7 protein-coding genes are annotated in these 11,531 nt (G+C 67.1%); 5 read left to right on the top strand and 2 right to left on the bottom strand.

Annotated elements, in window-relative coordinates:
• The first annotated feature begins 91 nt into the window (after window positions 1–91).
• Both HPA01S_RS21665 and HPA01S_RS21670 read left to right on the top strand, forming a co-directional pair.
• Window positions 92–1,441: a dihydroorotase gene (locus HPA01S_RS21665; RefSeq protein ID WP_066273455.1), complete on the top strand. Its 1,350-nt coding sequence runs from the start codon at window positions 92–94 to the stop codon at window positions 1,439–1,441.
• A complete protein-coding gene (locus tag HPA01S_RS21670) occupies window positions 1,441–2,184 on the top strand; it encodes a lysophospholipid acyltransferase family protein (RefSeq protein ID WP_066273458.1) in 744 nt (247 codons plus the stop codon). The genes HPA01S_RS21665 and HPA01S_RS21670 overlap by 1 nt, the downstream gene beginning before the upstream one ends.
• Before the next feature lie 3 nt (window positions 2,185–2,187).
• Here HPA01S_RS21670 and HPA01S_RS21675 read toward each other — a convergent pair whose 3' ends face one another.
• Window positions 2,188–3,450, bottom strand: coding sequence for a helix-turn-helix domain-containing protein (locus HPA01S_RS21675; protein ID WP_066273459.1), 1,263 nt, complete (start codon window positions 3,448–3,450; stop codon window positions 2,188–2,190).
• A 250-nt stretch (window positions 3,451–3,700) separates the two neighbouring features.
• Here HPA01S_RS21675 and HPA01S_RS21680 point away from each other — a divergent pair, with 250 nt between their 5' ends.
• From HPA01S_RS21680 to HPA01S_RS21690, 3 genes are all read left to right on the top strand, one after another.
• Entirely contained in the window at window positions 3,701–5,833 is a 2,133-nt protein-coding gene (locus HPA01S_RS21680; protein WP_066273461.1) for a PQQ-dependent dehydrogenase, methanol/ethanol family, read from the top strand.
• Window positions 5,811–8,021: a TonB-dependent receptor family protein gene (locus HPA01S_RS21685; protein WP_084360902.1), complete on the top strand. Its 2,211-nt coding sequence runs from the start codon at window positions 5,811–5,813 to the stop codon at window positions 8,019–8,021. The genes HPA01S_RS21680 and HPA01S_RS21685 overlap by 23 nt, the downstream gene beginning before the upstream one ends.
• A gap of 173 nt (window positions 8,022–8,194) precedes the next feature.
• Window positions 8,195–9,550: an alpha/beta hydrolase family protein gene (locus HPA01S_RS21690; protein WP_157085141.1), complete on the top strand. Its 1,356-nt coding sequence runs from the start codon at window positions 8,195–8,197 to the stop codon at window positions 9,548–9,550.
• A gap of 148 nt (window positions 9,551–9,698) precedes the next feature.
• Here HPA01S_RS21690 and HPA01S_RS21695 read toward each other — a convergent pair.
• Window positions 9,699–11,531: autotransporter outer membrane beta-barrel domain-containing protein (locus tag HPA01S_RS21695; RefSeq protein WP_157085142.1), on the bottom strand; the 1,833-nt coding region annotated here is incomplete at its 5' end.

Raw genomic sequence — 11,531 nt, forward strand, 5'->3', positions numbered from 1 at the left:
CTCGCCACGACAGCAGCAACACCACTGCAAACGCAAAAGAGCTCTTTCCCAAAACAAGAGAGAGCAAGAACCACCTCCACAAGGTAGCTTCATGAAAATCCTGATCCAGAACGGCCGCGTGATGGACCCGGCCACCGGCCGCGACGACATCGCCGACATCGCCATCGCCGCCGGCCGCATCATCGCCATCGGCAACGTGGCACCCGACTTCCACCCCGCCCGCACCATCGACGCCACCCACTGCGTGGTCGCGCCCGGCCTGGTGGACCTTGCCGTGCGCCTGCGCGAACCCGGCCAGGAACACGCCGGCATGCTGGAGAGCGAAATGGCGGCGGCCGTCGCCGGTGGCGTGACCTCGCTGGTCTGCCCGCCCGACACCGACCCGGTGCTCGACGAACCCGGCCTGGTCGACATGCTCAAGTTCCGCGCCGAGAAGCTGCACCTGGCTCGCGTGTTTCCGCTCGGTGCGCTCACGCGTGGCCTGCAGGGTGAGGTGCTGACCGAAATGGCCGAGCTCACCGAGTCCGGTTGCATCGGCTTCGGCCAGGCCGAGGTGCCCATCGTCAACGTGCAGGTGCTGCAGCGCGCGCTGCAGTACGCCGCCACCTTCGGCTATACCGTGTGGCTGCGCCCGCAAGACTTCTGGCTCGGCAAGGGCGTGGCGGCCAGTGGCCCGCTGGCCACGCGCCTGGGCCTGGCCGGCATTCCGGCGGCGGCCGAAACCATTGCGCTGCACACGCTGTTCGAGCTGATGCGTGGCGTCAAGGGCAGCAGCCCGGGCGCGCGTGTGCACCTCTGCCGCATCAGCAGCGCGGCCGGCATCGCGCTGGTGCGCCAGGCCAAGGCCGAAGGCCTGCCGGTGAGCTGCGACGTGAGCGTGCACAACCTGCACCTGACCGATGTGGATATCGGCTTCTACGACAGCCGCCTGCGCCTGCAGCCGCCCGTGCGCCAGCAGCGCGACCGCGATGCGCTGCGCGCCGCCCTGGCCGACGGCACCATCGACGCGCTGGTGTCCGACCACAACCCGGTCGACAGCGACGCCAAGACGCTGCCGTTTGCCGAAGCCGAACCCGGCGCGACTGCGGTGGAACTGCTGCTCGGCCTGGCCTGCAGCTGGGCGCAGCAGGAAGGCCTGGGCCTGATGCAGGCGCTGGGCGTGCTCACCACCGGCCCGCAGGCGGTGCTGGGCGCCAGCCTGGGCACGCTGCAGGCCAGCGTCGGCCAGCTGGTGGTCGGCGGTGTGGCCGACCTGTGCATCTTCGACCCCAACAACGGCTGGACGGTGCAGCCCGAGGCGCTGCGCAGCCAGGGCAAACACACGCCCTTCGCCGGCCACGAACTGCCGGTGCGCGTGCGCGCCACGCTGGTCGGTGGCCAGCTGGCGCACCAGGTGGCGGCCGAGGCCGACCGCAACGGCAACGCACTGGCATCGGCCTGATGAAGGCCCCGCGCGCACTCTGGCGGGCCCTGCGCGGGGGGCTGCATGTGCTGCGCGGCTTGTGGACCATCCGCAATACGCTGCCGGGCCTGAGCCAGCCGCAGGTCGAGCTGCTGCTGCGCGAGTGGACGCGGCACATGCTGAACATCCTGGGCGTGGAGCTGGTGGTGCACGGCACGCCTCCCGCGCAGGGGCCGCTGCTGCAGGTGGCCAACCACATCTCCTGGCTCGACATCCTGGTGATGAACGGTGCGCGCCCGAGCCGTTTCGTTTCCAAGTCCGATGCCCAGCACTGGCCGGTGCTGGGCGCGCTCATCAGCGGCGCGGGCACGCTGTACATCGAGCGCAGCAGCCGGCGCGACGCCATGCGCATGGTGCACCACATGGCCGAGCGGCTGACGCTGGGCGACATCCTCTCGGTGTTTCCCGAAGGCACCACGGGTGACGGCAGCGCGCTGCTGCCGTTCCACGCCAACCTGCTGCAGGCCGCGATTGTGGCCAAGGCTCCGGTGCTGCCGGTGGCGCTGCGTTTTGTGGACCGCCGCACCGGCCAGCCGCACCCGGCGCCGGTGTTCGTGGGCGAGACCACGCTGATCGCCTCCATCTGGTCGGTGCTGATGGCCGATGGCCTGCAGGCGGTGGTGCACTACGGTGATCCGCAGCACGATCAAGGGCGCGAACGCCGCGTCTGGGCGGAAGACCTGCGCGCCGAAATCGAACGCCTGCTGCAGCAGCAGGCCTGAGAGCTAAGAGGCGCCGTCCGCCCCCGGCGCCTTCTGCAGCCGGCGGTACAACATGCCACGCGAGACGCCGAGCGCGCGCGCCGCCTTGGCGATGTTGCCGCCGCAGGCGGCCAGCGTGGTTTCGATCAGGCGTTGTTTGTGGTCCAGCAGCGTGGCGGCCTGCGTGCTGCCGCCGGCCATTGCCGGCGGGTGCGGGGCGGCGGTCGGTTCCGGCTCGCTGGACATGGCCGGGCCGTGGTCTGGCGCTGCGGCCTCCGCCGGCGCGGCGGGCGGCACCACCACCGCGTGGCGGAAGTCCGTGCCGTCGCGGGCGGTCAGCGTGCCGGTGACCCACACGCTCAGGCCGTTGGGCAGGCGCAGCGTGAGGGCCTGGGCGTGGCGCGGCAGGGCCAGCAGTTTGTCGAGTGCGCCGCCGAACACCTCGTCCACCGTGTGGTGGCCGTCCATGCGGCAGCCGGTGAGGCGCCGGCCGACGCCGTTGAGCCAGAGCACGCGCCCGCTGCTGTCGATGCCGGCCAGGGCCTCCAGCGGTGTGCCCAGCAGCGTCGGGCTGGCCTGGAAGTGCAGCACCAGGTGTTCGACCGATTGCAGCTGCAGCAGGCGGTTCTCGATCGTGGTGGCGTACAGGCTCACCACCGAGGCCGCGTCGAACTGGAAGCGCCCGGCCTCGATGGAGATATCGAGCACACCGGCCAGCTGGCCGTGGATGTCGCGGATCGGCGCGGCCGCGCAATGCAGGGTCTGCAGGCACTGGAAGAAGTGTTCGGCGCCGGTGACGGTGCTGGCCTCGCCGGTGCGCACCACGATGCCCGGCGCGCTGGTGCCGATCTGGGTCTCGGTGAGGTTTACGCCCACGCGCGACGCGGTCTTGAGCAGCGGCTGCTGGCTGCTCTGTGGCAGCTCGGTGGCGTGGATCACGACGCCGTGTGCGTCGGTCAGCAGCACGCGGCAGTCGGTGCCGGCCAGTGCCGCTTCCATGTTGTTGAGTTCGAGGTTGCCGGCCTGCAGCAACTGGCGGTTGCGGTTCAGGCTGGCGTGCGCGCGGCTGCGCGTGACCTGCTCGAAGCTCACCGTCTCGACCGGCCGCTGTTGCGCCGAGGCGCAGCGCAGCCAGGACTGGATCACCGCCTCGCCCACCAGCCCCGACGGCCGCTCGCCTTCGTCGAAGAAACGCTGCCGCGCCAGCGCGGTGCGCTGCTCGGGGGTCTGGAAGAAAAGCTGGCGCGGCGTGTCCGCCCGCCCGTTCGTGGTCGTGCTGTGGGGCATGTTCTGGTCCTGCTCGGCGTCTGTCTCCTCGGCCAGTATCGGTTTCCTCGGCCGGCCCGGCATGCGGGTAAGCCCGGGTTCCGGCGGGCGGCCCGGGTCATGTGTTCCACGTCGGAACACATGGCATGCAGGGAAATCCCGAAGATGAATTGGCGCCCGCAGAAGCAGAAGATGGCGAAGCTGGGACGAGAACGACGCACCCGGCGCCCCACAACAGGCCTGCGTGCTGCAGGCCGCACAAGGAGACACGATGAAACCGACACCACTTGTTGCAGCCAGGTGCCGCGTGGCCGCCTGCCTGATCACCGCGCTCACCCTCTGCGGTGGCGCCATGGCGCAGGCCCCTGCCAAGGGTTCTGCGGAACACATCAAGGCGGCCGTGGGCAAGGTCAACGCCGACTTCATGAAGAGCAACGCCCGGCAGACGCCGGACTGGCCGAGCTACGGCCTCGACTACGCGGAGACGCGCCACTCCAAGCTGAACCAGATCACCACCAGCAACGTGAAGGACATGGGCCTGGTCTGGTCGTACAACCTGGAGTCCACACGCGGCGTGGAGGCCACGCCGCTGGTGGTGGACGGCATCATGTACGTCACCGCCTCCTGGAGCATCGTGCACGCGGTGGACGTGCGCACCGGCCAGCGCATCTGGACCTACGACCCCAAGGTGTCGCGCGCCGATGGCTACAAGGGCTGCTGCGACGTGGTCAACCGCGGCGTGGCGCTGCACGAGGGCAAGGTGTTCGTGGCTTCTTACGACGGCCGCCTGATCGCACTCGACGCGGCCACGGGCAAACCGGTGTGGGAGAAGGACACCATCATCGACCGCAAGTACAGCTACACCATCACCGGTGCACCGCGCGTCTTCAAAGGCAAGGTGATCATCGGCAACGGCGGCGCCGAGTTCGGTGTGCGCGGCTACATCACCGCCTACGACGCGAACACCGGCGACCAGAAATGGCGCTGGTTCACCGTGCCGGGCGACCCGAGCAAGCCGTTCGAAGACGAGTCCATGGCCAAGGCCGCCAAGACCTGGGACCCGGCCGGCAAATGGTGGGAAGCCGGTGGCGGCGGCACCGCCTGGGACACCATGAGCTTCGACCCCGAACTCAACCTGATGTACATCGGCACCGGCAACGGCTCGCCCTGGTCGCGCGACCAGCGCAGCCCGGCCGGTGGTGACAACCTCTACCTTGCGTCCATCGTCGCGCTCAACCCCGACACCGGCAAATATGTCTGGCACTACCAGCAGACCCCGGGCGACAACTGGGATTTCACCTCCACGCAGCCGATGATCCTGGCCGACATCAAGGTCGACAACAAGCCACGCAAGGTGATCCTGCACGCGCCCAAGAACGGCTTCTTCTTCGTCATCGACCGCACCAACGGCAAGTTCATCTCGGCGAAGAACTTCGTGGACGTGAACTGGGCCACCGGCTACGACAAGAACGGCCGTCCGATGGAGACCGAGGTCGCCCGCGCCGGTGACCGCGCCCGCGAAATCATCCCCAGTGCCTTCGGTGCGCGCAACTGGCACTCCATGTCGTACAACCCGAGCACGGGGCTGGTCTACATGCCGGTGCAGGGCGTGCCGGTCACATTGATGGACAACCGCGAGTGGAAGTTCAACCAGCAGAACGTGTTCGAGCCGCACAGCAACCTGGGCTGGAACCTGGGATCGGTGCTCAATGCCGAGCCCCCCAAGAGCAAACCCTTCGGGCGCCTGGTGGCCTGGGACCCGGTGCAGCAGAAAGCGGCCTGGACGCAGGAGCAGATCTCGCCCTGGAACGGTGGCACGCTGACCACCGCCGGCAACCTGGTGTTCCAGGGCACGGCGGACGGCCGCTTCATCGCCTACAACGCCACCAGCGGCGAGAAGCTCTGGGAAACGCCCACCGGCAGCGGCGTGGTGGCCGCACCGTCCACCTACCTGGTCGATGGCAAGCAGTACGTGTCGATCGCGGTCGGCTGGGGCGGCGTGTACGGCCTGGCGCAACGCGCCACCGAACGCCTGGGTCCCGGCACGGTCTACACCTTTGCCGTCGGCGGCAAGGCGCAGGCACCGGCCTTCGTCAACGCGCAGATGAGCAAGCTGGTCGCCGGCGTCAAGTACGACCCCGCCCAGGTGCCGGCCGGCACCGCGCTGTATGTGCAGAACTGCGCCTTCTGCCATGGCGTACCGGGCGTGGACCGCGGCGGCAGCCTGCCCAACCTGGGCTACATGGATGCGGCCTACATCGAGAACCTGGACAAGTTTGTTTTCAACGGGCCGGCTGTGGCGCGAGGCATGCCCGATTTCACTGGCAAACTCACCCAGGATGACGTACAGAAAATCAAAGCTTTCATTCAAGGCACGGCCGATGCCATTCGGCCCAAGAACTAGCACCAGCGCTGACACTGGCACGCTCACCCTCCGGGCCACTGCGGCCGCCGCCGGCCTGCTCACCAGCCTCGTGCTGGTGAGCCCGGCGGCTCTCGCGCAGCAGCCACAACCCGGGGCGGCGGAGCGCGACGACACGGCCGGCGCGCTCGCGCCGGTGGTGATCACCGGCAGCAACAGCTGGCAGCAGCGCTGGCTGGCGCCGGGCTCGGTCGAGGTGGTGGACGGCGACGAACTGCGCGCCGGCCAGTTGCAGATCAACCTCTCCGAGAGCCTGGGCCGCGTGCCGGGGCTGGTGGTGCGCAACCGCCAGAACTACGCGCAAGACCTGCAGATCTCGGTGCGCGGTTACGGCGCACGTGCACCGTTCGGCGTGCGCGGTGTGCGCCTCTACGTTGATGGCATCCCGGCCAGTGCACCCGACGGCCAGGGCCAGGCCGCCAACTTCCCCATTGCCAGCGCCGACCGCATCGAGGTCATTCGCGGGCCGTTCTCGGCCCTCTACGGTTCTTCGGCCGGCGGCGTGATCGCGCTCTACACCCAGGACGGCCAGCGCCCGACCGAATGGCGCAGCAGCGCCGCAGCCGGTGCCAACGGCCTGTGGCGTTTTTCCACCCAGCTCAGCGGCCAGACCGGCAGCACCGAACAACCTGGCTGGTCGTACACGCTGGACGCCGGCAAGTTCGCCACCGACGGCGAGCGTGCGCAGTCTGCCGCCTCGCGCAGCAGCGCCAACCTCAAGCTTGCGCGCGCCCACGAAGGCGGGCGCACCGTGCTCGTGCTCAACCGCCAGAGCACGCAGGCGCTCGACCCGCTCGGCCTCACCCGCAACGAGTTCGACACCAACCCGCGCCAGACCAGCAGCGCGGCGACGCAGTTCAACACCCGCAAGAGCGTGTCGCAGACGCAGATCGGCCTGGCCTGGGAGCAATCGCTCGGCAACGGCCAGCGCATCGAACTCATGGGGTATGGCGGCCAGCGCGCGGTGCGCCAGTTCCAGGCCATCCCGACCGGTGCGCAGATTCCCGCCGGCAGCGCCGGTGGCGTGATCGATCTCGACCGCGACTACTGGGGCTGGAACGCGCGCTGGCGCCTCGACCGCCAGTACGACAGCGGCCGCCTCACCGTGGCCGCCGGCCTCGCGTCGGACCGCCAGACCGAAGACCGCCTCGGGTACGAGAACTTCATCGGCACCACGTTCGGCGTGCAAGGCCGTTTGCGGCGCGACGAAACCAACCGCGCCAGCACGCTCGACCCCTACGTGCAGGCCGAGTGGCGCACCGACGCCACCACGCTCACCGCGGGCCTGCGCCACTCGCGCGTGCGCTTCAACTCGGCCGACCGCTACATCGCCACCGGCAACCCCGACGACAGCGGCGCCGCCCAGTTCGACGGCTTCAGCCCGGTGCTGGGCATCCGCCGCGAGATCACGCCGCAGCTGCAGGCCTTTGCCAGCGTGGGCCGCGGGCTGGAAACGCCCACGCTCAACGAAGTCGCCTACCGCACCAACGGCCTCACCGGCTTCAACCCGAACCTGGGTGCTTCGCGCAGCACCGGCGTTGAAGCCGGCCTGCGTGGCCGCCAGGCCTGGGGCAGCTGGAGCGCCACGCTGTTCGACACGCGCAGCAGCGACGAGATCGTGGTGCTGTCCAACACCGGTGGCCGCTCGACCTTCCAGAACGCCGGGCGCACGCGCCGCCATGGCCTGGAACTGGCCGGCGTGATGCAGTGGGGCCGCTTCACCATCACCCCGGCCTACACCTGGATGGACGCGGTCTACCGCGACGGTTTCCTCACCTGCGCCGGCACGCCGTGCAACACACCCAGCGCGCCGGTGGCCGCGGGCAACCGCCTGCCGGGCCTGGCGAAACAGCAGGCCTACCTGCAGGTGGCTTACGAACCCGGCTGGGCCAACAGCGTCTTCACGCTGGAGGCGATGCACACCGGGCGCATGGCGGTGAACGACCGCAACACCGAGTCCACCGCCGCCAGCACGGTGTTCAACCTCGGCGTGCGCTTCGAGCAGCAGCGCGGCGACTGGACGCTGCGCGAGTTCGTGCGCATCGACAACCTCAGCAACCGCACCTACGCGGGGTCGTTGATCGTCAACGAAGGCAACGGCCGCTTCTACGAACCCGGCGCCGGGCGTTCGGCGTACGTTGGCGTGGAACTGGTGCGGCGGTTTCGGTAAGTTCTGCTTTCTCTGTGTTGCGCGGATTGTTCCCTATTGCCGCAATAAAAATGGCGGTGGCCGGTCAGAAACGTTAAAGATCGGCATCATCAGAATTGATGATGCAATGTGTCCCGCTTGATAGCTAGACTGATCAGGAGTGCCCGGTACTGTCAACTTTTAAGGGGATGCAAATGGGCTATCGCATGTCGCTTTGCTTCTTGGTTGTGATCTTGCTTGGTGGTTGCGCGAGCATCGACTCGTACCATACGAAACACACAGCTGGTGGATGCGTTGATGACGGATCAACGCAATGTGACGATGCAATCGTCATCCACAAAAATAACCCCGACTACTCGCTCGCATTTCTGGAGGTTGACGACCAAGGGGTCATGCACAACCGAGATCAAATGCGCCACATACTCGACCTAGTGAAGGTACGTGGCAACAGCTACATCATTGTTTTTGTACACGGCTGGCACAGCAATGCCAAACCCAACAATGCCAATATGAAGTCGTTCGAACGGCGGCTGGAGTTCACCAAAAGAAGATATCCCACACTGAACGTGGTGGGCATCTACGTAGGTTGGCGGGGAAAAAGTATCGAAATCCCCTATGTTGCTGTAACGACCTTCTGGGATCGAAAAAACACCAGTGAAGAAGTAGGGCGCAATGGCCTGCTGGAGTTCTTGCTCAGGCTCGAAGCAGCGGTAAGGAAGCATGACGACAACACCTTGTTGGCGGTCGGCCACAGCTTAGGCGGATCAGTGATTTTCAACGCCTTGAGCCCAATATTGCTGGAGCGGCTGGTTAGCTCGCCCACACCGAAAGTACGTGGTTATGGCGATCTGGTGGTCCTTATTAATCCAGCGATCGAGGCAATGCGATACACCGCACTACGAGACGCTGCTCAAGTACATCAACGCGAACAAGGCTTCCCCTCCAGCCAGGGTCCAGTGTTTATGGTGGCTGCGGCAGAAGGCGATGACGCCGTCAAATACGCATTCCCTCTTGGAAGAAGCTTCAGCACGCTCTTGGAACGCCACCGAGAGTTTGAGCCACCATCGCGTGGCGAAATAGCGGAGAAGAAGATCGACCAAGGGTCACTCGATAGGTTCGCCATCGGACAGTTCGAGAGGTACACGACGCACAGCCTCGTCGCCAACGCATCGAGTGGCAACAACGACGAATGCAAAAGCCCAAATGGGTGGTTGGTGGAAGCGGTCAAGAGGAGGAAGAGGTCGGGCGATCAGACCGGAGAGGGATGGGATACTGGGTGGAACTCGAGGGGGCCCGAGGACCAGAGGCCTCTGCTCGGCGACGCATCCATGATGCAGGTGATCCACAAGAAGAATTCAGCAGCGTTTGATCCTTACTGGATCACAACACTGCATGAAAATGTCATTACAGACCACTCCAACATCACCCAGAAACACTTCTGGTGCTTTATCGACTTGACGCTTCGTGAAAGTGGCGCGCTCAAGTCACTGACACCCCAGCCGGCTCCAGATCCTGAGCCGAATATCGAACTTGGCGAAGGCCTCAAATAGACCTCATTGATCAGTAGCTCATCTCGGGTTTATTCGAACTGCACGGGATTGAGATACCCGAGCGTTGCTGCCCACTTTGGGTTCGGGTCGTTGGCCCGGAACTGCCGGTTCAGCGCGTTTTCTGTACCGTCTTGCACCAGGGCCCTTCTTACCAGCGCACGCGCACGCCGATGCTGGCGTTGATGTCGCTCTTCGTGCGGGTGTTGCCACCCTGGGCCATCAGCTGGCCAAGTTCCGCGTAGAGGCTGGTGCTGGCGCTCAGGCCCAGCGTGGCGCCGGCGGCCAGTTCGGTGCGGGTGCCGCCGGTGGGGGAACCCACCCGCGTCGTGGCCGCTGCCGTGCGGTAGCTTGCGGTGTCGGTGCTGTTGCGGCTCTTGTAGACGTCGACGCGCGCATACGGCATCAGGCGGCCGAGGCCGGTGAACAACGTGTTCTGCACCCGCAGGCCGGCGCGCAGCGTGGTGGTGCTGCGGGTGGCCATGTCCACCTGCGTGGCACCGCTCAAGGCCAGCCCGTTCAGGTCGAGCCGCTGGTGAACCAGTTGCAGCTGCGGCTGCAGGCGCCAGCCCGAGCCGACCTCATAGCTCTGGCCCACCTCCAGCGAAGCCAGCAGGCTGGAACCCTTGCCGCGTGTGTCCACACCGGCGTTGCCGATGGCGGCCACGTTGTAGCGGTGTTGCCCGGCCTGCAGCACGGCCTCGGCGTACAGGCCGCTGGCGGTCTGGTAGTTGCCGTAGACGCCCAGGTACTGGTTGCGCAGCTTGTTGGCGCCCACCTGCTGGTTCGCCGCACCGCTGGCGAAGCCACTGGCGCTCATCTTGCCGTCGAGCTGGCCCACGTACACACCGGCCTGCCATTGCGCCGCGGTGTTGCCACCGGCGTAGAGGTCGGTGCCGGCCTGCACGCCGTTCAGGCGGCCCTGGCTGCGGGCTTGCAGGTCACCGCCCTGGCGGATATCGCGTTGCACGCTGAGCAGGCGCGCCCAGGCCTGGCGCTCGGTGCCGGCGTGGCTCAACCCGCTGTTGCTGCTGCCCTGGTGGTGACCCATGAAGCCGTTGCCGCTGCGCTGCTGGCGCTGGCCGAGCATGGCCAGGTTGGCTTCACGTAGTTGCTCGGGCAGGGCCGCGAGCAGCGGCGCTTCGCTGCGGTAGCTCAGCACGTTGCCGGGCGTGTTCGAGCGCAGGTAGGCGCCCTGGGCGTCGCTGAACAGGCGGTACTCGAAGGCACCGGCGTCCACGTGGCCGTTGTGCAGGCTGAAGCTGTTGGCGTCCAGGCGGGCACCGTTCTCGGTGTCCACCACGGCGATGCCGTTGCCGGTGGTGAGCGCGCCCAGGCCGCCGGCATTGCTCACTTCCAGCACGGTGTGGCCGCTGGCCACGGCCGCCGCGCCGCTGAGCAGCAGGCGGTCGGTCGGGCTGCTGCTGTCGCCCAGCGTGGTGCCCAGCTGCATCACACCGCCGTTGCCCACATAGGCGCCCGTCACGGTGAGGGTGTTGCCGACGCTGCCGTTGGGGTTGCGCAGGTCGATGTGGCCGCTGTTGCTCAAGCTCGCCACACGCTGGTCGAAGCCGCCGGTGGCCAGCGTCGCACCGCTGGCCACGCTGTGCGCCGAGGCGCTGCTCAAGGTGTTGGCCGCACCGGCGCTCAAGGTGCCGGCGTTGACGGTGGTGGTGCCTGTGTGGGTGTTGGCGCTCGATAGCGTGAGCGTGCCCGTGCCGACCTTGGTCAGGCTGTTGCCCGTGCCGTCGACGATGGCCGTGGCAATGTCTGCCGTGATGCCCGCGTCCACGTTGATCGTGCCTTGTGTGCCCGTGGCCGGTGCGATGGCCAGCTGGCCGCCGTTGAGCTGGTAGCCGTCGGTGGAGAACTGCAGGGTGTCAAAGGCTTGTGTGCCCTGCACGGTGACGGTACCGCCGGCCTGGCCGCCGAAGACCGCCACCGAGCTGCCCCAGCCGCCTGGGTTGAGACCGTTGCTGTCGGC

Source organism: Hydrogenophaga palleronii NBRC 102513, from assembly GCF_001571225.1.
GTDB lineage: Bacteria > Pseudomonadota > Gammaproteobacteria > Burkholderiales > Burkholderiaceae_C > Hydrogenophaga > Hydrogenophaga palleronii.